21 protein-coding genes and 3 pseudogenes are annotated in these 21,602 nt (G+C 35.8%); 17 read left to right on the top strand and 7 right to left on the bottom strand.

Translation table 11 applies throughout. The annotated features are described in order from the left end of the window. Positions 1-29: 29 nt before the first annotated feature. The 3 genes from BUA03_RS01540 to metG all read right to left on the bottom strand — a co-directional run bounded on the left by BUA03_RS01540 (position 30) and on the right by metG (position 3,983). Positions 30-719, bottom strand: a complete 690-nt coding sequence (locus BUA03_RS01540; RefSeq protein WP_066079231.1) for an HAD family hydrolase — start codon at positions 717-719, stop codon at positions 30-32. A gap of 15 nt (positions 720-734) precedes the next feature. After that, on the bottom strand, positions 735-1,637 hold the full coding sequence (locus tag BUA03_RS01535; protein WP_066079233.1) for a DMT family transporter: 903 nt from the start codon (positions 1,635-1,637) through the stop codon (positions 735-737). 288 nt (positions 1,638-1,925) lie between these two features. Next, on the bottom strand, positions 1,926-3,983 hold the full coding sequence (gene metG / locus BUA03_RS01530; protein ID WP_066079236.1) for a methionine--tRNA ligase: 2,058 nt from the start codon (positions 3,981-3,983) through the stop codon (positions 1,926-1,928). Between the two features lie 356 nt (positions 3,984-4,339). On the opposite strand from metG, the gene BUA03_RS01525 reads away from it, so the two are divergent. From BUA03_RS01525 to BUA03_RS16585, 5 genes are all read left to right on the top strand, one after another. Continuing rightward, positions 4,340-4,831 carry a hypothetical protein gene (locus tag BUA03_RS01525; RefSeq protein ID WP_066079239.1) on the top strand — a complete coding sequence of 164 codons (492 nt, stop codon included), beginning with the start codon at positions 4,340-4,342 and terminating at the stop codon, positions 4,829-4,831. Positions 4,832-5,215: 384 nt separating this feature from the next. After that, positions 5,216-5,527, top strand: coding sequence for a hypothetical protein (locus BUA03_RS01520; RefSeq protein ID WP_066079242.1), 312 nt, complete (start codon positions 5,216-5,218; stop codon positions 5,525-5,527). 13 nt (positions 5,528-5,540) lie between these two features. Beyond that, the gene (locus BUA03_RS16590; protein ID WP_157492196.1) at positions 5,541-5,705 is read left to right on the top strand and encodes a hypothetical protein; all 165 of its coding nucleotides are present in this window, start codon (positions 5,541-5,543) and stop codon (positions 5,703-5,705) included. Continuing rightward, positions 5,698-6,078, top strand: a complete 381-nt coding sequence (locus tag BUA03_RS01515) for a hypothetical protein (protein ID WP_066079245.1) — start codon at positions 5,698-5,700, stop codon at positions 6,076-6,078. Before BUA03_RS16590 ends, BUA03_RS01515 begins: the two co-directional genes overlap by 8 nt. 53 nt (positions 6,079-6,131) lie before the next feature. Further along, on the top strand, positions 6,132-6,302 hold the full coding sequence (locus tag BUA03_RS16585; RefSeq protein WP_169807438.1) for a hypothetical protein: 171 nt from the start codon (positions 6,132-6,134) through the stop codon (positions 6,300-6,302). A 49-nt stretch (positions 6,303-6,351) separates the two neighbouring features. Here the strand turns inward: BUA03_RS16585 and BUA03_RS01510 are convergent. Together BUA03_RS01510 and BUA03_RS16825 are read right to left on the bottom strand one after the other, a co-directional pair. After that, a pseudogene (locus BUA03_RS01510) lies at positions 6,352-6,645 on the bottom strand (HepT-like ribonuclease domain-containing protein). A gap of 145 nt (positions 6,646-6,790) precedes the next feature. Beyond that, the gene (locus tag BUA03_RS16825; protein WP_245792545.1) at positions 6,791-6,988 is read right to left on the bottom strand and encodes a nucleotidyltransferase family protein; all 198 of its coding nucleotides are present in this window, start codon (positions 6,986-6,988) and stop codon (positions 6,791-6,793) included. 221 nt (positions 6,989-7,209) lie between these two features. On the opposite strand from BUA03_RS16825, the gene BUA03_RS01500 reads away from it, so the two are divergent. From BUA03_RS01500 to BUA03_RS01455, 10 genes and pseudogenes are all read left to right on the top strand, one after another. Then, a complete protein-coding gene (locus BUA03_RS01500; protein ID WP_066079594.1) occupies positions 7,210-7,749 on the top strand; it encodes a DMP19 family protein in 540 nt (179 codons plus the stop codon). Positions 7,750-7,983: 234 nt separating this feature from the next. Then, positions 7,984-9,255 carry a serine--tRNA ligase gene (serS, locus tag BUA03_RS01495; RefSeq protein WP_066079248.1) on the top strand — a complete coding sequence of 424 codons (1,272 nt, stop codon included), beginning with the start codon at positions 7,984-7,986 and terminating at the stop codon, positions 9,253-9,255. Between the two features lie 126 nt (positions 9,256-9,381). Further along, the gene (locus BUA03_RS01490; RefSeq protein WP_066079251.1) at positions 9,382-11,157 is read left to right on the top strand and encodes a tetratricopeptide repeat protein; all 1,776 of its coding nucleotides are present in this window, start codon (positions 9,382-9,384) and stop codon (positions 11,155-11,157) included. 94 nt (positions 11,158-11,251) lie between these two features. Continuing rightward, complete coding sequence (locus BUA03_RS01485) at positions 11,252-11,563, top strand: DUF4286 family protein (protein ID WP_066079255.1); 312 nt, start codon at positions 11,252-11,254, stop codon at positions 11,561-11,563. Between the two features lie 86 nt (positions 11,564-11,649). After that, positions 11,650-12,429: a 16S rRNA (adenine(1518)-N(6)/adenine(1519)-N(6))-dimethyltransferase RsmA gene (gene rsmA, locus BUA03_RS01480; RefSeq protein WP_066079257.1), complete on the top strand. Its 780-nt coding sequence runs from the start codon at positions 11,650-11,652 to the stop codon at positions 12,427-12,429. Beyond that, positions 12,419-13,771, top strand: a complete 1,353-nt coding sequence (gene mgtE, locus BUA03_RS01475; RefSeq protein WP_066079260.1) for a magnesium transporter — start codon at positions 12,419-12,421, stop codon at positions 13,769-13,771. Before rsmA ends, mgtE begins: the two co-directional genes overlap by 11 nt. Before the next feature lie 145 nt (positions 13,772-13,916). Next, positions 13,917-14,693: a pyrroline-5-carboxylate reductase gene (gene proC / locus BUA03_RS01470; protein WP_066079262.1), complete on the top strand. Its 777-nt coding sequence runs from the start codon at positions 13,917-13,919 to the stop codon at positions 14,691-14,693. A gap of 458 nt (positions 14,694-15,151) precedes the next feature. Next, positions 15,152-15,328, top strand: a pseudogene (locus BUA03_RS16820) (Dabb family protein); the annotation flags it as partial. 49 nt (positions 15,329-15,377) lie between these two features. Continuing rightward, positions 15,378-15,974, top strand: a complete 597-nt coding sequence (locus tag BUA03_RS01460; protein WP_066079265.1) for a hypothetical protein — start codon at positions 15,378-15,380, stop codon at positions 15,972-15,974. Positions 15,975-16,078: 104 nt separating this feature from the next. Beyond that, positions 16,079-16,468, top strand: coding sequence for a hypothetical protein (locus BUA03_RS01455; RefSeq protein WP_066079268.1), 390 nt, complete (start codon positions 16,079-16,081; stop codon positions 16,466-16,468). Positions 16,469-16,541: 73 nt separating this feature from the next. On the opposite strand, the gene nhaA is transcribed toward BUA03_RS01455, so the two are convergent. Further along, the gene (gene nhaA / locus BUA03_RS01450; RefSeq protein WP_066079597.1) at positions 16,542-17,702 is read right to left on the bottom strand and encodes a Na+/H+ antiporter NhaA; all 1,161 of its coding nucleotides are present in this window, start codon (positions 17,700-17,702) and stop codon (positions 16,542-16,544) included. A gap of 147 nt (positions 17,703-17,849) precedes the next feature. On the opposite strand from nhaA, the pseudogene BUA03_RS01445 reads away from it, so the two are divergent. Continuing rightward, positions 17,850-18,788 (top strand): annotated as a pseudogene (locus BUA03_RS01445) (2-hydroxyacid dehydrogenase); the annotation flags it as partial. A gap of 456 nt (positions 18,789-19,244) precedes the next feature. After that, on the top strand, positions 19,245-19,526 hold the full coding sequence (locus tag BUA03_RS01440; RefSeq protein ID WP_066079271.1) for a TM2 domain-containing protein: 282 nt from the start codon (positions 19,245-19,247) through the stop codon (positions 19,524-19,526). A gap of 154 nt (positions 19,527-19,680) precedes the next feature. Here the strand turns inward: BUA03_RS01440 and BUA03_RS01435 are convergent, their stop codons facing one another. Beyond that, on the bottom strand, positions 19,681-21,483 hold the full coding sequence (locus tag BUA03_RS01435; RefSeq protein WP_066079274.1) for a GNAT family N-acyltransferase: 1,803 nt from the start codon (positions 21,481-21,483) through the stop codon (positions 19,681-19,683). Positions 21,484-21,602: the final 119 nt, after the last annotated feature.

Genomic DNA, 21,602 nt, shown 5'->3' with positions numbered 1-21,602 from the left:
ATCTCCTTCTGTTTTGCTATTGAAAATACTTATTCCAATCGCTTTAAAACGTCTGTGATTTTTTCTAAAGCACTAAAATTAGCATGAACGACTTTATGAGCAATTTTTTCATGTGCCCAAGTCGTGTGAAACGGAATATGTACTGCGTGTCCACCAATGGCTAAAACCGGTAAAACATCCGATTTTAAAGAATTTCCAATCATAAAAAATTCTGACGGCTCTATCTCTAGACGTTTTATCAAATCGGTGTAATCTACTTCTTGTTTGTCTGACATCACCTCAATGTGATGAAAGTAATGCCCCAAACCAGAATTGTGTAGTTTTCTTCGTTGGTCCAATAAATCACCTTTGGTAGCCACCACTAATTTATATTTTCCGTGTAAAGCATCTAGAGTTTCTTCAACACCGTCTAGTAATACAATTGGTTTCTCTAATAATTCTTTGCCGTATTGGATAATTTTTGCGATCATTTCAATTGGCAACGTATGATTAGAAATGGACATTGCTGCTTCAATCATGGAAAGAATATACCCTTTGATTCCGTAACCGTATAATCGCAAATTATCAATTTCGACCTTAAAAAGTTCTTTAGAGATCCCTTGATTGGACAGGTAATCGCTCATTAAACTGCAGAATTTTTCTTCGGTTTCAGCAAAGTAAGTTTCATTTATAAATAGAGTGTCGTCCGCATCAAAAGCGATTACTTTTATATTTTTCATATTATTTTTTTAGAATCAAAGAGGAATGTTCTTAGTGTTTTTTACTATTTTTTTATCAAAAGGGTTTTTAGTGTAAAAGGTAATTCGGATACCCAACAGCAAAATAAGACCACCAATAATCATATTCAAGCTGATTTTTTCATCCAGAAATACCCATGCCAATAGCGAGGTGATAACTGCTTGTCCTAACAAACTTAGCGAAACTCTTGTAGGTCGCATATGTTGTGTCGCAAAACTAATAGAGAGCCATGCCATCAATTGACAAACCACTGCTTGAATGAGTAAAACGAACCATCCCAGATCAGAAAAACCAGAAAAAGGTTCGTTCATGAATATACAAACTATCGCTAAATATAGGGTGGATGCCAATAAACTAACGGTCATAAAGGAAAGTACATCTATTTGGGAAAGGGCTTTTTTACTCACTAATAAATAGATTGAATACAATACTCCTGACAATACCGCCAAAAGGAAAGCAGTGTCAAAATCCAATTCCAAAAAAAACTGAAAACCTACTAACATTGCCATTCCAAACAAAGCCACTATCGTTCCAATCCAAAAATTAGTTGCCGGTTTAGTTTTTAAAAACACATACGAAATAATCCCCACCCAAAGAGGAGATAAATTGGTCAATAAAGAAGCTTGAGTAGCACTTGAATGCTGAATCGCAACATTCCATACCGCAACATCGGAGGCAAATAATATGCCGCAAATCACAGCCAAAAGCAAGTATTTTTTCTGAGGAAGTTTAAATTTTTTTGTAATAAGTACATAAGGTAAAAGCAACATTAGCGCAATGGCCATTCTGTAAAATGCAGAAATTAATCCAGGAGTAAGCTTGAGTTTTACCAATATTGGAAAAATAGAAATACAAAGTATTCCAAAGGCTAAAGCTAATCTTGGTTTGGCGTTGGTCATTTTCCAGCTATTAAAAATACGAATCTCACCAATTTACACGAATAAATTGGTGAAAATTAGTGAAATAGGTGTTTGTATATTTTCTTAATTTATAATCTGTTGGGTGCAATTTTCAAAAACGTCAGTTCGAGTGTTTTTTGTGCAATGAAATGGAACAAAAAATGTATCGAGAATCGTTTTTACTACTAATTTTTCTTGTTCTCGATACGATTTTCTTCCCAAGGCTTCGGGAGAAAATCACTTGAACTGACGAAAAATGATCATTAAATACTAATTACACCCAACGGGTTAATTTATAGTCTCCCCATTCGCTGCTTCAGCATCTGGATTTACAAAAACTAATTTTCCTTCTGCATTTGTAGTCATCAAAATCATTCCTTGACTTTCTACGCCGCGCAGGTTTCTTGGTGCCAAGTTCACTAAAACAGTTACTTTTTTTCCAATGATATCTTCTGGTTTAAAGCTCTCTGCAATTCCAGAAACAATCGTGCGAACATCAATTCCAGTATCTACTTTCAAAATCAAAAGCTTGTTGGCTTTTGGCATTTTTTCTGCTTCTAGAATGGTTCCAACGCGCAAATCCATTTTGGCGAAATCATCAAATTGAATCGCTTCTTTTTGTGGTTCGGACACCTTGTTTTCGGCTTTATTCGCTGTTTTTGTTGCTTCCAATTTGTCTATTTGTTTCTGGATTTCCTCATCTTCAATTTTGGCAAAAAGCAGTTCTGCTTCTCCAATTTGGTGTCCAGACCTTAACAAATCTGAAGTTTCTGCAATAGTAGCCCATGATAATGGAAACTCTATTTTTAAGATTCTAGATAATTTTTTAGCGGTAAAAGGCAAGAACGGTTCACAAAGGGAACTCAAGGCAGCAGCAATTTGTAACGCTACATACATTTGTGTTTGCACGCGCTCTGGATTATCTTTAATGACTTTCCAAGGCTCTTCATCGGCCAAATATTTATTTCCTAAACGCGCCACATTCATCAATTCGCTCAACGCTTCGCGGAATCTGTAACGTTCTAGCGAACTCGAAATCACTGCTGGATAGGCTTTTAATTCTGTTAAAGTGGCTTCGTCCACTGCTGATAATTCGTTAGGACTTGGAACAACTCCGTTGTAATATTTATTGGTCAACACCACCACACGATTAATGAAATTCCCGTAAATCGCTACCAATTCGTTATTATTTCTCGCCTGGAAATCCTTCCAAGTAAAATCATTATCCTTCGTTTCTGGCGCATTCGATGTCAGTGCATAACGCAAAACATCTTGCTGGTTTGGGAAATCTTCTAAATATTCGTGCAGCCAAACCGCCCAGTTTTTAGACGTCGATAATTTATTTCCTTCCAAGTTCAAGAACTCATTTGCAGGAACATTATCTGGCAAAATATAGCTTCCTTCTGCTTTTAGCATTGCTGGGAAAATGATACAGTGAAAAACGATATTGTCTTTCCCTATAAAGTGAACCAGTTTTGTATCTTGATCTTTCCAGTACGGTTCCCACTCTTTCCCCTCGCGCAATGCCCATTCTTTAGTAGAAGAAATATAGCCAATAGGCGCATCAAACCACACATATAATTTTTTTCCTTCGGCACCTTCAACCGGAACATCGATTCCCCAATCCAAGTCACGCGTTACTGCACGAGGTTCTAACCCGCCATCAATCCAAGATTTTACTTGTCCGTAAACATTGGGTTTCCAATCGTTTTTATGTCCCACAAGAATCCATTCTTTCAAGAAATCTTCATAGCGATCCAAAGGTAAAAACCAGTGTTTCGTTGATTTCATGATAGGCGTTTCTCCCGTAATAGTAGATTTTGGATTAATTAAATCGGTAGCGTTTAGCGTCGATCCACATTTCTCGCATTGGTCACCGTAGGCCTCTTCGTTGCCACATTTTGGACAAGTTCCCACCACAAAACGATCTGCCAAAAACTGATCGGCTTTTGCATCGTATAATTGCTCGGTTATTTGCTCGATAAAATCGCCTTTTTCATATAAAGTCCTAAAAAACTCCGAAGCCGTATCATGGTGAATTTTAGCCGAAGTTCTGGAATAGTTATCAAACGAAATATCAAAGTCACTAAATGATTTGCGAATAATTCCGTCATATTTATCAATGACTTCTTGCGGTGTACTACCTTCTTTTTTGGCTTTCATCGAAATAGCCACACCGTGTTCATCGCTTCCGCAAACAAATAAAACATCTCTACCTTGCAAACGCAAGTAACGGGAATAAATGTCAGAAGGCACGTAAACCCCCGCCAAATGGCCAATGTGAATGGGTCCGTTCGTATAAGGCAATGCCGCTGTAATGGTATATCTTTTTGGATTCTGTGTCATGATTCAATTTTATTGAATGCAAAAATAAGGAATTATTTATTGTCATTTTTAATGAGGCCGAAGGATTAGTAGCTATTTCCCGCTCTTCGCTGTATCTTTTCTTGCCTAAAGAAAGCAAGAAAAGGATGCCGCTGCTATCCGGGCTAGTGGAATATGTTTAAATTGTTATTCCGACGAAGGAGGAATCTCATGAAGTAGGTCAAATTTTGTGAATTTGATAAGTGATTCCTCGTTCCTCGTACTCGAGACTTTAAACGAACAAGCGAAGCACTAGCAAAGCGAAAAAGTATGCTTATTTAGTGTTAAATTTTTTAAGAAAACGCTACATTTGGTGTGAGTTAAAGAAACTAGTGATTATGAAAACCGAATTTAAAGAAGAACAAAAATTTACTCAATGGTGGCTATGGCTAATTTTAATTGGCATAGCGCTATTTCCTGTATATGGAATTTACAAGCAAATTTTTCTAGGAGAAATTTTTGGAGACAAACCTATGTCAGATGTCGGATTGACTATTTTTGCGATAGTTATGTTTTTAATCGTAATGCTTTTTTGGCTCTTTAAACTAAAAACCGAAATTAATACAAAAGAAATCCGAATTCAATTTTTTCCTTTAGCAAATAGAATAGTGGAATGGAAGGATGTAAAGTCTGCGCAGGTATTGAATTATGGTTTTGTTGGCGGTTGGGGAATTCGATTGTTTACAAAATACGGAACCGTTTATAATACAAAAGGCAATAAAGGACTTGCAATTGAATTAAAAAATGGTAAAAAATTGCTAGTGGGAACCCAGAAAATGGACGCGTTAACTGAGGTAATTAGGGATATTAATAGTTTTAATAAGTTATAAAAACGAAGCCACACTCTTTTTATTTTATAGATGGAGGAATAGACTGTTTAGCAAGACAAGCTAAACAATCTTGATTCTGCATTTCTTTTGATGACATTTCTTATTGCTCGGAAAAAGTATTAGATTGTGAATGTTAAATGGTATAATGTATTGATTTTAGAATAAAAAACTTCGCTCTGGGAACCTCTAATTTCTCAGTTTAAATAGGAACCAGTGTACGAAACAATTAAATTTTCATAACTTTGATTTCAAACAATCGAAATTGTACAACTGCTTTAGCGTCTTTCTCTAATTCCATTTTCCATAGTTTTCTGAAAAGCACTTCAGTACGAAGGCAAACTATGTTAATAGCTAAGTTGGAAATACAGATTAAATATAAGCCTAATGAATAAATCGTATATAAAGTGTTCAGAATGCAATACTGTTAATTTGAATCAGGAGTATTGTAGTAATTGCGGCGCTATTCTAGATGTAGTTTTGAAGCGTAAACTTGAAAGTGAAAGTAAAATCCAAGAAAAAATAGAGCAACAAAAAAATATAAAACCGAATAAAGTGGAAGCTTTTTTAACAAATGGTTTAGAACATTCGAACCTTATAATTCGATTTTTTTTTAAAGCAGGTTACGCCATTTGGCTTTTCTTTGCAGTCCTAGTGGGAGGTATTGTTGCCTTGGTTACAGCCGCAGCAGCCGGTTAAAATAAAGCGAGAAATGAAAATATTTAAACAAAATCAGAATAGATCTTTCCTAGAAAAAGGGTCTAACAATAAGAAAGCGATAATCAAAAAAATAGCGCAAGCGTTTAGTTTCTTTTGGAGTATTGGTGCGCTTATAGCAGTGATCTTCGCTTGGATAGCCGACATTTTGTATGTTTAGAATAGTAATTTACGTCTTGATGTTTATAATCGCTTTGACAATTTACGTCCTGCAGCAGCTTAGCTTGCCATTACCATCTGTAATCAATAATTACGCAAATGATTTGTTTTGTCTTCCACTAGTGCTAGGTGCTATGGAATTTACAATCCGCCGTTTGAAGAAAGACAAATATTTTAAATTTCCAATAGGCTTCGTTATTCTTTTATCGAGTTATTACTCCTTTTATTTCGAATATTATCTGCCAAGTTTTAACTCGAGATACACAGCAGACTGGGTAGACGTAATTTTATATTTTCTGGGTGGCTTAACGTTCTATTTTAGTGAAAATAAGAAAGGCGTAAGGCTTTCAGAAGAAGGTTTACAAGATGTTTAAAATAAAAACTTCAGTTATCGATTTGTAAACGATACTAAATCAAATTAATAACCATGGCAAAAGGACCCGAAAAAAATACTAAAAACAAAGCTTTGCATACTAAATTGCTCAATCGGAAAAAGGCTAAACTTCAAGACGAGAAAAAAGAAAAAGCCTTGCGTTTGAAAGCTTTAGTTGCAAAAATGAATCAGCAAAAGAATATTGAGGAATCAGACGCCAGATAAATTTCAAAACAATCTGTGCTAATTTGTGAAATTTGGCTTGAAAAAGGCTTTAATTTTCTAAATTTTCGATTTCAATTCTTAAATTTTCTAAGTGACGTTTTAAAATAGCCCAAACTATCGAATTATCAATACTGTCATAAGCATGAACCAAACGATTACGAAAACCGATAATTTAATTGCCATTTTTAATAATGAATTCATCTTTACTCAATCTTAATTTATTCAGCGCTTCTCCAATAATTACCAACTGTCTTTCAACAGCACTTTGAGTTTTTCTGTCTTTATCATAGGTGCTGGAATCAGCAGTTTCAATAGTAAATTCGCGAATTAAGGTTATCGCCATCAAGACATCAGAAAGATACTTTTTGCTCTTTTCCGTCATAAAGTAAAATTTTTGTAGTGTCTATTTTTTTTTTGAGAATTGGATTTTTAATGGATGAATTAGTCAATAAATCAACTTTTCTTTGAAAAAAATCTTCCAGTTTGTCCTAAAGATTCATCAGGTTTTCACCACGTTCAATAGGGTCTTCAGTGTCGATTTCGATTAGTAAATCAATATCGCTACTTTCATCATTGAAATTTTCTGTCACGGCAGAGCCAAAAGCGTAAATATTTTTAACATTATGATTTTTGCATAATATTAAAAACTCAGCTAATTTAGTTTGTATTGACTCTATCGTTTTCATGATGCCAAGATAACTTATTTTTGAGAATAAATTATTCGGTTATTCATTGTCCTATGCGACTGGTAAACGATTGTCTGTGACTAAAAAAAATTAATGTTAATCTGTGTAAACTGCGGTTAAAAAACAATCCGGTAAAAAACTACAAAAAAAATCCGTTTTAATGCGTGTAATCTGTGGCAAAAAAAACGAAATTTGCCGTAAACTCCTTAAACACAACTCCCATGGAATTCGGTAGAATAATTATTTCAGAAACCGCGATGAATAGCGAAAACCCACAAGATGTTATTAACTCTAATATTTCGGTAATTAACTTGATGCGCGAGGAGAAAATTGATGATGATTTGATTCATGAAGATGCGTTGATGAGTTACTATCTCGATTACTACACTTCTCAATACGCAGAAGGCAATTTTGCGCAGTTTGTCTATAATTCAGGCTGGGATAAAGAACTAAATGAATTATTAGAAGAAGCTTTGGCATTAATTGGTGCCGAAAAACATTTAGAATTGTTCCAACAGCAATCCAAAAAAGTTAAATTAATCAGCAGCGTAAAGTTGAATAAATTTCTGAAAGGAAAATTAGATGGCGTAAATCCAACGCGTGATTTGCTCAACAATGACACTTTTTATGAGATTGAAGAAAATCTCGTTACTTTGAATGCTGATTTCTTAAAATCACATCCAGATTTCGAAGCTCTTTCTGTTGACGATATGTTTGCAGTTTTAGAGGAATTTGTTGTGCGCGAGATAAAAAGAGAGTAGAAGAAAGTCAAAGGTTGTAAGTCTTAAAGTCTCATTCTTATTGTGTTTAGTTCGTTTCTGACTTTATTCTATTGATTGTAAATCAGATGCGATAATAATCGGCTGATGACAGGTACATTTTACTTTAAGACTTTAAGACTTCCGACTTTTGGGTAAACTTTGTCCCATTTCTATCAAACATTTCCTTAAATTTGCTTCCATTATTATACAAGTTAGCGCAAAAAAAATCAAGCTATGTTACAAATCGCATTTATTAGAGAGAATCAAGAAAAAGTAATCAATGCTTTGGCAAAAAGAAATATGGATGCCAAAAGTATTGTCGAAGAAGTGGTACAACTGGACGAAAAACGGCGCGCAACACAAGTGGAGCTAGACGGAATTCTATCCGAATCTAATAAATTATCCAAAGATATTGGCGAATTAATGAAAAGCGGAGAGAAATCAAAAGCAGCTATTCTAAAAGAAAAAACCGTTTTATTAAAAGAGAAAAGTAAAAAGTTAGCTGAAAATGCTGATGTACTTGCAGCAGCACTTTTAGAAAAATTATATTCGTTACCCAATCTTCCTGCCGCTATTGTTCCAGTAGGGAAAACACCGGAGGAAAACCTAAACGTTTTTGAAGAAGGGGATATTCCACTTTTGCACGAAGGGGCACAACCACACTGGGAATTAGTGAAAAAATACGACATCATCGATTTCGAATTGGGGGTAAAAATTACAGGAGCAGGATTTCCAGTTTATAAAGGAAAAGGAGCCAAATTACAACGGGCCTTGATTAATTATTTTTTGGATAAAAATACGGCAGCAGGCTACAACGAAGTACAGGTGCCACACATGGTAAACGAAGCTTCGGCTTATGGAACGGGACAATTGCCAGACAAAGAAGGGCAAATGTACCATGACAAAACCGATGATTTGTACTTGATTCCGACGGCTGAGGTTCCCGTAACCAACTTGTTTCGTGATGTGATCTTAAATGAAAGTGAACTACCTGTTTTGACTACGGCATACACACCTTGTTTCCGTCGTGAAGCAGGTTCTTATGGAGCGCATGTTCGCGGATTAAACCGTTTGCATCAATTTGACAAAGTCGAAATTGTACGTGTAGAACATCCTGATAAATCGTATGAAGCTTTAGACGGAATGGTAGAACACGTGAAAAGTATTTTGCAAGAGCTAAAATTGCCTTATCGTATTTTACGCCTTTGTGGTGGTGATATGGGATTTACAGCAGCATTAACATACGATTTTGAACTGTTTTCTACAGCGCAGGACCGTTGGTTAGAGATTAGTTCGGTTTCTAATTTTGAAACTTTTCAAGCCAATCGTTTGAAATTGCGTTTCAAAGACAAAGACGGAAAAAACCAATTGGCACACACCCTTAACGGAAGTGCATTGGCTTTGCCAAGAGTGTTGGCCGGAATTTTGGAAAACTATCAAACTCCACAAGGAATTGTAATTCCTGAAGTTTTACGTCCGTATTGTGGATTTGACATTATAGATTAAATTACAATCTGTTTTTTATTAACTGCAAATTTCCTACTTTTTATTATTTAAAAAACAAAAAATTGGCGAATTTGTGGTTAAACAAAAGCGTGATGAAGTAGTAATTTGCGACTAAAAAAACAGATAATGAAAAAGCTCTTTCTCTATATTACTTTGTCATTCTCATTATTTGCTTTCTCCCAAAACGAGCAATTAGCGCAGTATTATTACGATAAAGGTGATTTTGAAAAAGCAAAAATTAGCTATGAAGAACTGCTCAAAGAGATTCCTCAAAACTCTCAGTATTTCCTTAGAACGATTGACTGCGCGCAACAATTACTGCAATTTGAAAGTGCCGAAAAAGCCATTCAACAGCGACTGGAGAAATACCAGCAAGGCAATCTTCTGGTGGAATTAGGGTATAATTTCCAGCTGCAAAAAAACGATGCCACAGCTAAAATATACTACGAGCAGGCAGTAGAACGAATTAAAAAAAATCCAAATGAAGTGTACGGAATCGCCAACGCTTTTGAGAGAAAAGTGCTGCTCGAATACGCACTAAAATCCTATCAAACAGCTTCAGGATCAGACCAGAATTTTAATTTTAACTATCAAATAGGATTGCTGTACGGTCAAATGGCTAATATGGAAATGATGATTGCTACTTTTCTAGACGAAGCGTTTGCAAATCCTCAAAATTCAATTAGAATCCAGAACCAATTGGTTCGTTTTATGGTGGACGAAGGCGATGCTAATTTTAATGGACTCCTGCGTAAGGCTTTAATTTTAAGGACCCAGAAAAATCAAGATATTTTCTGGAACCATTATTTGAGTTGGTTTTATGTACAACAAAAAGAGTTCGAAAAAGCCTTTATTCAAGAGAAAGCCATTTACAAACGCAACTCAGAATCACTTGCTAATATTGTGAATTTAGGGCAACTGGCTATTGAAGAGGAAAATGAGGTAGCGGCTAAGGAAATACTTGGTTTTGTATTGGAAAACACTCAAGATTTAGAGTTACTTATCCAAGCCAATACGTATCTGATAGAAATGAAAATCGAAAAAGCAACTCATAATGACTATGTAACCATCAGCAAAGAATTAGAGGATTTGTTGAAACAATTTGAAATAAGTCCTTTTACCTTATCTTTGCAGCTGATTCAGGCACATTTCACGGCTTTTAAGTTAAAAAAACCCGAGGAAGGGAAGGCAATTGTCAAGAGCGCATTAGAGCTGCAACTGAATGATTATGAAAAGGCTAATGCCAAAATGGAACTGGCAGATATTTTGCTGTACGAAGAGAAATTCAATCAAGCTTTGATTTATTATTCACAGATTGAAATGGATGTAAAGAACGATGTCATGGCGCATGAAGCCAGTTTGAAAGCAGCCAAAACGAGTTATTTTAAAACCGATTTTGTGTGGGCCTTGAAACAGTTCAAGGAATTAAAATCAGCTAATACACAATTGATTGCTAATGATGCCTTAGCGTATTTTTTGCTAATCAATGACAATACCGTTGCGGATTCGACACAAACCGCTTTAAAACAGTTTGCTAAAGGAGATTACCTGCTGTTTCAAAATAGGAATGAGGAGGCTATAACACAATTTCTAACCATACTTAAAAATCACAAAGGAAAAGAAATTGAGGCAGTTACCTTGTTGCGATTAGGCAAAATATATGAAGATAAAGGTGATTTTACTTTGGCTTTAAGCCAATATCAGACGATAATTGAAAAGCATAATGATGGTATTTACATAGACGAAGCTTTGTATTTTGCAGCAGAAATTTATAACAAACAAGCGGTACCGGAGAAGGCGAAACCCCTATACGAAAAGATAATTTTCGGTCACGAGGACAGTATTTATTTTGTGGAAGCCAGGAAGAAATTCAGGCAATTACGGGGGGATACAAATCTTTAAATAGGATTTTAGATTGATGATTAACAATTTTAGATTTCAGTTTTAAGAAAGAAAATTCTATAATATATTTTACATTCATAATACAAAACATAAAATGATCATATACAACGTTACAACAAACATACATGAAAGCGTTCACGATCAATGGATGATCTGGATGCAACACAAACACATTCCTGAAATTTTGGCTACAGGAAAATTCTCAGCAGCAAGAATGGTGCGTGTTTTGATTGAAGAGGAAATGGGAGGAGTGACTTACTCAGTTCAATACACAACAGATAGCAAGGCTACCTTAGAAAAATATTACCAAGAAGACGCCCCGGGTTTTCGTGAAGAAGGATTAAAATTATTTGGAGACAAAATGCTGGCTTTTAGAACAGAGCTAGAATTGATTGCAGATTATTAGTAGAAATCTCTTTTCGATCGCTTTTAGGAGTAAAAAAGATAAAATAATTGCTTTGCGCCTTTGCGCCTTTGCGAGAAAAAAATAAAATGGAAAAAGTAAAAGCCAAGAAACACCTCGGACAACATTTCTTGAAAGATGAAAGTATTGCAAAAGATATTGCAGACACCTTGAATCTGGAAGGATATGAGGATATATTAGAAATAGGTCCCGGAATGGGAGTTTTGACCAAATATTTATTGGATAAACCAATAAATACGTACGTGATAGAAATTGATGCGGAATCAGTGACGTATTTAGATGAAAATTATCCAAAATTAAAGGACCGAATCATCTCTAAAGATTTCTTGCGGTACAATATAAATGAGATTTTCGACGGGAAACAATTCGCAATCATTGGGAATTTTCCTTATAATATCTCGACGCAAATTGTATTTAGAGCTTTGGAATACCGCCATCAGATTCCTGAATTTGCAGGAATGTTCCAGAAAGAAGTAGCGCAGCGTATTTGTGAGAAAAAGGGAACTAAGGCCTATGGAATTCTTTCCGTTTTAGTGCAGGCTTTCTATGATGCTGAATATTTATTTACGGTAGATGAACATGTTTTTATTCCGCCACCAAAAGTGAAATCAGGTGTTTTGCGCTTGCGCAGAAAGAAGGACTTTAGCTTGCCGTGCGGCGAAAAATTATTTTTCACTGTAGTCAAAACTGCTTTTCAACAGCGTCGTAAAACATTACGAAACAGTTTAAAAACCTTAAATTTGACAGATAGTTTGCGAGAAGATAAAATCTTTGATCTTCGCCCAGAACAATTAAATGTAGCAGAGTTCATTGCACTTACCCAAAAAATAGAAGCCGATGGAGTTTAAAATCAGCAAAGTACTAATTCAAGAATTAGAGCAACTTATTCAAAATAAAAACGACCAGCAATTGGGCGTTTTATTGAATGATATGCACCACGCTGATATTGCCGAAATTCTCGATGAGCTGGACTTTAATGAAGCGACCTATATTTTTAAAGTTTTAGACAGTGAAAAAACCGCTGAAATTCTTCTGGAACTGGAAGATGATTTACGGGAAAATATATTGAGCAGGCTTTCGCCAAAGGAAATTGCGGAAGAGTTAGACGAGTTGGAAACGAATGATGCAGCCGATATTATTGCCGAGCTTTCACAAGATTTGAAAGCAGAAGTAATATCAGAGCTTCAGGATGTAGAGCACGCCAAAGATATTGTGGATTTGTTGCGTTATGACGAAGACACCGCTGGTGGAATTATGCACAAGGAATTAGTTAAAGTCAATGAAAATTGGAATGTACTGACCTGTGTCAAAGAAATGCGCATTCAGGCAGAAAACATCTCTAGAGTTCATTCTATTTATGTGGTGGATGACGAAGACCGATTGAAAGGCCGTTTGTCGCTCAAGGATCTATTGACTACTTCGTCCAGAACGCCAATAAATGACGTTTATATCCGAAAATTAAATTCGGTTAAGGTGGATACCGAGGACGTTGAGGTAGCTCGAATTATGCAGAAATACGATTTAGAAGCCATTCCGGTAATAGATGAATTAGGAAGGTTAGTGGGTCGCATAACAATTGATGACATTGTGGATGTAATCAAGGATGAAGCCGATGAGGATTACCAGTTGGCAGCGGGTATTTCACAAGACGTTGAAGCCGACGATAGCATATTTGAACACACAAAGGCACGCTTGCCTTGGTTGGTTTTGGCGCTTTTAGGTGGTTTTATCTCCGTAAAAGTGTTGGGTTTGTTCGAAGGCGCGATGCTCGAACATGGTAATTTATTCTTTTTCACGCCACTTATTGCAGCTATGGCAGGAAATGTTGGGGTGCAATCCTCAGCAATTATTGTGCAAGGTTTAGCCAACAACACCTTGAGTGGGTCCTTGTTTAATAGATTGGTTAAAGAAGTGTCCTTGAGTTTGTTAAATGGAGTGATTCTAGCGACGATATTGTTTTTAGGAAGCCATTTTCTGTTGAATGTCGAAATTATTATCGGTGTAATCGTTACTACTGCCTTGATTTCGGTAATTATTATCGCTTCCTTGATAGGAACATTTATTCCGTTACTGCTCGATAAATTTGGTATTGATCCAGCGCTAGCCACTGGGCCTTTTATTACTACAAGCAATGATATTTGTGGTATTTTGATTTATTTTTCGATTGCCAAAATGATTTTAGGATTTTAAACAAATGCCATGGAGACACAAATTCGCAAAGAAAAACGAGTTCAAAGCACTTTAAGAAGATTTCTTGTATGTTTATTGCTTATAAAAATAGTGTTTAAGTAAAACTTTGTGCCTTAGCCTCTTTGTGGCAGAAAAAAAATAAAAAATGAAAGTACACATCATTGGCGGGGGAAACCTAGGCGTTTCCATCGCACTTGGATTATCAAAATTTTCACCAGATAGTAAAGTTACGATAACCAGAAGAAATACAGCCAGTATTCTCTATCTCGAAAAATTAGGCGTGACGGTTTCCACTATTAATATTCACCAGATTCAGGAAGCTGATATCATTGTTCTGACTATAAAACCGTATCAAGTAGATACCGTTTTAGCAGAAATCCTTCCAGCAATAACCAATAAAATTATAGCTTCAGCAGTGAGTGGATTGTCCATTGAAAATTTACAAAACAAGATTGGAACTTCTAATAGTGCAGTTCGAATCATGCCCAATATCGCTGCTCAGTTTGGCGCGTCAGCTACCTGTATTGCCTTTAATGAAAAAGACAAAGAAAAGGCTCAAGATGTGGTAGCTCTTTTTCAGAGTTTAGGAACTGCTCCCATTATTGACGAAAAATTAATGGATGCAGCAACTGTTCTGGCAGCTAGTGGAACTGCTTTTGCATTGCGTTACATTAGAGCATCGATGCAAGCTGGAATCGAAATAGGATTCGACTGGCAGACTGCCTTGGCAATTTCTGCACAAACCGTGAAAGGTGCTGCCGAAATGCTGCTGGAGGAAAAAGTTCATCCAGAACAATTGATTGACCGTGTTACAACACCGCAAGGCTGTACGATTGCTGGTTTGAATGAAATGGAGATGCACGGATTTAGTTCGTCTTTGATACGTGGCATCAAAACTTCTTTGAAACAAATTAAGGGATAAAATCCACATATAGTAATCCACCCTCATAAAAAGGGCCTTCTTAGCGAAATTGTTGAGAAGGCTTTTTTTTGATATGCTGTAGTGCACGCCGTTCCGGTTTGAGGGGTTGGTACTGCTACCTTCCTAAGAGTTATGGCAGGTTATGCGAAACGATGAGGTACCGTTGTCTTTTATTTTTAACAGCAATTATTGGTACAAATAAGGGAGGACGAAAAAAGATTAATTAATGTAGTATATTTGGAAAAAAAACGATGAAAAAAGTAGTATTGCTGTGGCTAATTTTAGTATCAAGCAGCTATGAAGTACATGCGTAACAAGAATCGCAAAAACCACAACTCCGTCATGTTGTATTGTTTGGATGGAAAGAAGAAACGAAGCTAGCAACTATTGACAAGGTGGTGACTGCTTTCAGGAATTTGGAACATAAAATAGAACTAATTTAGGCTTTTGAATGGGGAGTAAATAACAGTCCTGAGAACTTAAGTAACGGATTTACGCACTGTTTTACAATCACATTCAACAGTGAAACAGATAGAGATGTTTATCTTACACATTCCGATCATAAAGCTTTTTTAGCTCTTTTGAATCCGGCTCCAGATAAAGCAACCGTGGTGGATTATTGGACTAATAAGTAGAATGAAAGTCACTAGTAAATTTGAAAAATCAACAACAATAGAATCGTAAATGAAAAAAGTAGCAGTAATTCTGATCTTAGTATTTAATTTAAACGTAAACGCTCAAGAAATAGGTGTTGAAAAATCCATTTTTGGAATCCAAGTCGGTTTTGGAACACGTGCAGGGATTTGGTTGAACAATGAAACGAAGTTGACCAATAGCATTGCCTTAAGAAGTGAAATTGGTCTTGAAAATGATTATACAGTAGGAACTCATTATGAAGGTGCTGGTTTTATTTTGCAGCCCATAGTATCCTTAGAACCAAGATATTATTATAATTTGGAGAAAAGGAATTCAAACGGTAAAAAAACAAATAATAACAGCGGCAATTATGTTTCGGTTAGAACTAGTTACCATCCAGATTGGTTTGTTCTTAATTTAGACGATAATATAACTAAAACGGCTGATTTAGCGATTGTCCCTACTTGGGGATTGAAACGTCAAATAGGGGCTCATTTTACCTATGAAACTGCTGTAGGAGTTGGTTATCGTGTAGTATATGTAAAGGAGGATTCTTTTGATGGTAATGCGACAAATGTGGATGAGGACTATAATAGAAACCAGTATATACTTCATTTACAGCTAGCAATTGGATATGCTTTTTAGAAAAAGCATTTTGAAATTGTAACGGAAACTAATAATGAAGTACTTATCATCAGACTAATCAGGTACTCCATTTACTTATGAATCAAGGTACAATTATAGTTAGGATGTCTAAAAGTAGTGGTATTTATAATAAGGCAAATACGTATTTAGTGCGCGTGGCTGATGAAACAGCTTGCGAAATGAACTTCAAAAACAACCGACAAGAATTTCTCGTTCAACCCGGAAAGCACAGTGTTGAAATTGGTAATGAAATTTATTTTCAAAAAGAAGAAGTAGTCCTGAAAGCGGGAGAAACAAAGGTATTGATCATCAACCCCAGCTGTACTTTTAACCTTGGACGAGGAATAATGATAGGAATAGTTGCGACGGGTATCGTTATTCAGTTCGCAATACTTCAAAAACTGTCTCCACTCCTGATACTAAATTTAATACCACTTTTTTATGTCAGGAAAAGTAATTTTGAAAACAGTTTTGGAATAACCCAATCAAGTTAATGGCAATTCTCACCAAAAAAAATGCCTCGTTTACAGTTTTGTAAACGAGGCATTTTTATGAATATAGCGGAGGTTACTTAGTCGCTTTTTTTCTTGCGGGCCTTAAGTTAAACTTCAGCCATATAAAACCAATTGTACCAGCAATAAAAGAAGCAATCAGAATCGCTATTTTAGAGTAGGTAATAACTTCTTGTCCATCATTTTTAAAGGCAAGCAGCGTAATGAAAATAGACATCGTAAAACCGATACCGCCCAACATCCCCGCACCCAGGATGCCACTCCATTTTAAATCTCTTGGAAGCGTACAAATTCCTAAACTCACAGCAATAAATGAAAATAACCAAATCCCTAATGGTTTTCCTATGACTAGACCAAGAATAATTCCAATTGTGTTGGGATGATTCAATCCTTCGTACCATTCACTTCCAATAGCGATGCCTGTGTTGGCTATAGCAAATAGAGGAAGAATAAAAAAGGCAACTGGATTGTGTAAAAAATGCTGTAATTTATAGGAGGAGGTTTTCTTACCTCCATTACCAAACGGGATCACAAAGGCCAGTAATACTCCGGTTATCGTAGCGTGTATTCCAGAATTTAGCATAAAATACCACATTGCAACACCGCCAATGAGATAGGGGATAAGATTGTGAACCTTTCTTCTATTGAGAATGAACAGCCCGCCCATGATGGCCAAAGCAATAAACAAATTCAGGTAGGCAATGGACTCTGTATAAAATATAGCGATTACCATAATGGCACCTAAATCATCTATTACAGCAAGTGCGGTCAGGAATACTTTGAGTGAGGTAGGGACGCGATTCCCTAATAATGATAAAATACCAATAGCAAATGCGATATCAGTTGCCATTGGAATTCCAGCACCATTTTGTGTGATAGTTCCAAAATTCAATACTAAAAAGATACCTGCTGGGATAATCATTCCTCCAAAGGCTCCAAAAATAGGTAAAGCTGCATTTTTTATGCTGGATAATTCTCCTTGGTACATCTCTCGCTCCAATTCTAAACCAATCAAAAGAAAGAAGATTGTCATTAAACCATCATTTATCCATTCGGTTAGAGAATGGGTCCCTAATTTGGCTGCCCAAAATGCAATATATTCGGTTTGAATGGATGAGTTAGCTAATAAAAGAGAGACTATTGTGACAAAAAGTAGTAAAAGACCACCAGATTTTTCGCTTTCAAAAAAAGCTTTAAATGTTTTAGTTAATTTCATTATTATGTTTTTTTTTTTTTTTACCATGGTTCGATTTGTAAAAAAAATTGAAGCAGCAAATTTACAAAATTGCACTCTATTTTCTTTTGTTAAAGCAATAAATCGTATTTTTTTTGTTAATTTGAAGGATCAAAAAAAAGAATAATTATGGATATCAAAATCCTTCACATCGATAGCAATCACCCCCTGCTTTGGAATCAATTACAGCAGTCGGGATTTATAAACCACAGTGATTTTAAGTCTTCAAAAGAAGAAATTGAAACTAAAATTCAAGATTATCAAGGAATTGTTATTCGGAGTCGTTTCAAAATAGACAAAACTTTTTTGGATAAAGCTATTAATTTACAATTTATAGCGCGGGTAGGCGCTGGATTAGAAAGTATTGATTGTGACTATGCAGCCTCAAAAAAAATTACGCTTATCGCTGCGCCGGAAGGAAATCGAAATGCTGTTGCGGAACATACCTTGGGCATGATTTTGTCCCTTTTCAACAAATTAAATGCAGCCGATAGCGAAATACGCTCGGGGCATTGGAACCGGGAAAGCAATCGTGGTCTCGAATTAGATGGTAAAACGATAGGAATTATTGGTTATGGGAATATGGGAAAATCGTTTGCTAAAAAACTTCGTGGATTTGACGTAGAAGTGCTGTGTTATGATATTCAGCAAAATATAGGTGACGTCAATGCAAAGCAGGTTTCCTTGAAAGGATTGCAGCAAAAAGTGGATGTGCTTAGTTTGCACATACCTTGGACGCCAGAAACGGATAAAATGGTTGATAGCGAGTTTATTAATGGGTTTGAAAAGCCTTTTTGGATAATTAATACCTCTCGCGGTAAGAATATTGTTACTGCTGATTTAGTAGCGGCCATGCAAACTGGGAAAATTCTAGGCGCTGGTTTGGATGTTTTGGAATATGAAAAATTGTCTTTTGAAACCCTTTTTCACGATAAACATACTCCTGAGGCTTTTCAGTACTTGCTTAAAGCAAAGAATGTAATTCTGACACCACATATTGCTGGCTGGACATGTGAAAGCCACGAGCGCTTAGCACAAGTAATCGTTGATAAAATAAAAGCAAAATATTTTGGTCATGCCAAAGAAATAAAGCCAGAGCAGCGGGTTACAGGAATGGGCGGTTTCTTTTTTAAAGCAGAAAATCCGACGCAATTGATTGCCTGGTACGCCAAACATTTAGGTTTAAAAACAGATAATTATGGCGCAACTTTTCAGTGGAAAGATGATGCGGGAAATGAGTGTTTTACGCAGTGGTCGCCTTTTGCCACAGATACTACTTATTTTGCTCCAAGCGAGAAACAGTTCATGCAAAACTTTAGAGTTAGAAATTTAGAGAACTTGTTGAAAGAATTAGTTCATGAAGGTGTAACAGTTGTAGGTGATGTGCAGACTTATGAGTATGGAAAATTTGGTTGGATACTTGATATCGAAGGAAATAAAATCGAACTCTGGGAGCCAATAGATGCAGCATTATAATAGAATTTTTAAATTTATCATCAAAAAAATAACCTAACACCACCTTTTATGGAAAACGCAAAGTTTGAAGCTTGGAACAATCCAACGCCAATTCGTAAAAACAACAAAAAACTTCCAGCGGGGATTTTAGCCATACTTTTGGGACCTTTTGGAATTCATAAATTCCTTTTAGGATACACAACAGAAGGAATTATCTGGTTAGTGATTAGTCTTTTTACGTGTGGTACGGTTACTTATATACTAGGTATTATCGAAGGAATAATTTACTTGACAAAATCAGATGAGGAATTTTATACTACGTATCAACTAAATAAAAAAGCGTGGTTTTAAAGGATGAAATAAGCGATTTTTAACAGCTATACTTTAACAAATAAGAAGCCACTACGTTCAAAAAAACCAATCATTTAAAGGATTTTGATTTTTGAAAGTAGTGGCTTTGTTCGGTTTATAATCGTGTTGATTTTCAGAAAGTTTTGATAACAAATCAATCCTCTTTATCTGCTAATTTACGTTCCAGTTCTTTCTGGAATTCTTCCATCACAGGTTTCATGGTACTTTCGGGAATATCTGCAATTCGGATGTACATTAAGCCATCAACGGCGTTGTTAAATAGCGGATCCACATTAAAAGCAACTACTTTTGCATTTTGTTTAATGTACTTTTTAATTAAAACCGGTAGACGTAAACTTCCCGGTTCTAGTTCGTCTATAATTTTATCAAACTTATTCAAATCGGATTCTGCTTCATCAAAAATGAAATCCTTGTCTGCATCTTTCAGCTTTACTTTGTAGGCTTTCTTTGGGTGAATGTATTGCGCAATATACGGATCGTAATAATTTGATTTCATAAATTCGATCATCAACGATTTTGAGAAATCAGAAAATTGATTGCTAATGCTCACGCCTCCTAATAAGAATTTATGTTCAGGATACCGCAGTGTGGTGTGCATAATTCCTTTCCAAAGTAAGAACAGGGGCATCGGTTTTTGCTGGTACTCTTTAATAATAAAAGCACGACCCATCTCTATTGATTTGTGCATCATATCATGCAATTCCGGTTCAAAGCGAAAAAGATCATTAAGGTAAAAACCATTTATTCCATATTTCGGGTAAATCTCAGAACCCAATCCCATTCGGTAGGCACCAGCAATTTTATGAGCTTCATTGTCCCATAAAAATAGGTGGTGGTAATATTGATCGTGCTTATCTAAATCTATAGATTCATTTGTTCCCTCACCTACTTCCCGAAACGTGATTTCTCGAAGTCGTCCTATTTCGTGCAGTATGTTTGGAATTTTAGCCGCTTCACTAAAAAAAACTTCGTAATTTTTACTTTGTAACAGCCGACAATCCGTGCTTCGTAGGGCGTCTACTTCTTTGATCATTTTGTCTTGACTAGCGGCAGTAACAATCTTCTTAGGGCTTTTAGGGATTTTTAAGGTTGGTGATGGCAAGAAAGGGCTTTCTTTTTCAAAAGGATTCGCCAGCATGTATGTTTTTTTTCTTAAAAATTCAGAATATTCTTCTAGTGTTGTATGTTCGTTTTGTTCACTTACCGAAATGGGTTTGCCGATACGTACTTTGATTACACGTCTTTTTTGGCTAAACACTTCCGAAGGTAGTTTTGCAGTTCTAAAAGTCCCACTTATTTTAGAAAGCAGATAAAACAAACGGCTATTTTTAGCATGAAAATAAATGGGAACGACAGGAACCTGCGCTTTTCGAATGACTTTAATAGCACCTTCCTCCCAAGCTCTGTCAACAACTAATTTCCCGTCTTTGTACGTTGAAACTTCTCCGGCAGGAAACATACCTAGTGGTTTTCCGTCGCTTAAATGGCGCAAAGTTTCTTTTATTCCTACCACACTTGATTTAGCATCCTTGTGATTTTCAAAAGGATTTACCGGCATGATGTATTTTTTTAGAGGTCTAATGCGGTGCAAAAGAAAATTAGCTATAATCTTAAAGTTAGGTTCTCTTTCAAGCATTAATTTTAAAAGTAAAACCCCATCAATACCTCCTAATGGGTGGTTTGAAATCGTGATATAGGCACCTTCTTTTGGTAATCGTTTTAAATCCTCTTCGGGAATTTCAAATTTTATTTGTAAATCATCTAATATTCCATTCAAAAAGGCCACATCTTTGAGATGCCTGTTTCTATTGTATACTTTATTTAAGGTAGAAATTTTTAGCACCTTCATCAACATCCATCCGGAAAAAGTTCCAAGAACTCCGTATTTATCAACATTTATTGCTTTTGCAACTTCTTTGGCGGTTACTAAACCCATTTATTTTTTGTTTTTAGAGCAAGAAACAAAGATAGCAAAAAACTCCATTTTCTCTATTTTTCTCAATCAAACTTCTCCTTTTTTATTACATTTGAAACCCACATAAAAACAATATAATT

It is taken from the genome of Flavobacterium fryxellicola, assembly GCF_900143245.1.
GTDB classification, from domain to species: Bacteria; Bacteroidota; Bacteroidia; order Flavobacteriales; family Flavobacteriaceae; genus Flavobacterium; species Flavobacterium fryxellicola.
This window is presented reverse-complemented; position numbering and strand designations above follow the sequence as displayed.

Coding starts and splice junctions, on each gene's coding strand:
- BUA03_RS01460 (WP_066079265.1), top strand. CDS start 15,378: ATGAAAAAAGTAGCAGTAATTCTGATCTTAGTATTTAATTTAAACGTA.
- BUA03_RS01455 (WP_066079268.1), top strand. CDS start 16,079: ATGTCTAAAAGTAGTGGTATTTATAATAAGGCAAATACGTATTTAGTG.
- BUA03_RS16585 (WP_169807438.1), top strand. CDS start 6,132: ATGGCAAAAGGACCCGAAAAAAATACTAAAAACAAAGCTTTGCATACT.
- BUA03_RS01500 (WP_066079594.1), top strand. CDS start 7,210: ATGGAATTCGGTAGAATAATTATTTCAGAAACCGCGATGAATAGCGAA.
- serS (WP_066079248.1), top strand. CDS start 7,984: ATGTTACAAATCGCATTTATTAGAGAGAATCAAGAAAAAGTAATCAAT.
- BUA03_RS01520 (WP_066079242.1), top strand. CDS start 5,216: ATGAATAAATCGTATATAAAGTGTTCAGAATGCAATACTGTTAATTTG.
- BUA03_RS01490 (WP_066079251.1), top strand. CDS start 9,382: ATGAAAAAGCTCTTTCTCTATATTACTTTGTCATTCTCATTATTTGCT.
- BUA03_RS01535 (WP_066079233.1), bottom strand. CDS start 1,637: ATGACCAACGCCAAACCAAGATTAGCTTTAGCCTTTGGAATACTTTGT.
- mgtE (WP_066079260.1), top strand. CDS start 12,419: ATGGAGTTTAAAATCAGCAAAGTACTAATTCAAGAATTAGAGCAACTT.
- BUA03_RS01485 (WP_066079255.1), top strand. CDS start 11,252: ATGATCATATACAACGTTACAACAAACATACATGAAAGCGTTCACGAT.
- nhaA (WP_066079597.1), bottom strand. CDS start 17,702: ATGAAATTAACTAAAACATTTAAAGCTTTTTTTGAAAGCGAAAAATCT.
- BUA03_RS01515 (WP_066079245.1), top strand. CDS start 5,698: ATGTTTAGAATAGTAATTTACGTCTTGATGTTTATAATCGCTTTGACA.
- BUA03_RS16825 (WP_245792545.1), bottom strand. CDS start 6,988: ATGAAAACGATAGAGTCAATACAAACTAAATTAGCTGAGTTTTTAATA.
- BUA03_RS01540 (WP_066079231.1), bottom strand. CDS start 719: ATGAAAAATATAAAAGTAATCGCTTTTGATGCGGACGACACTCTATTT.
- metG (WP_066079236.1), bottom strand. CDS start 3,983: ATGACACAGAATCCAAAAAGATATACCATTACAGCGGCATTGCCTTAT.
- BUA03_RS01525 (WP_066079239.1), top strand. CDS start 4,340: ATGAAAACCGAATTTAAAGAAGAACAAAAATTTACTCAATGGTGGCTA.
- proC (WP_066079262.1), top strand. CDS start 13,917: ATGAAAGTACACATCATTGGCGGGGGAAACCTAGGCGTTTCCATCGCA.
- rsmA (WP_066079257.1), top strand. CDS start 11,650: ATGGAAAAAGTAAAAGCCAAGAAACACCTCGGACAACATTTCTTGAAA.
- BUA03_RS16590 (WP_157492196.1), top strand. CDS start 5,541: ATGAAAATATTTAAACAAAATCAGAATAGATCTTTCCTAGAAAAAGGG.
- BUA03_RS01435 (WP_066079274.1), bottom strand. CDS start 21,483: ATGGGTTTAGTAACCGCCAAAGAAGTTGCAAAAGCAATAAATGTTGAT.
- BUA03_RS01440 (WP_066079271.1), top strand. CDS start 19,245: ATGGAAAACGCAAAGTTTGAAGCTTGGAACAATCCAACGCCAATTCGT.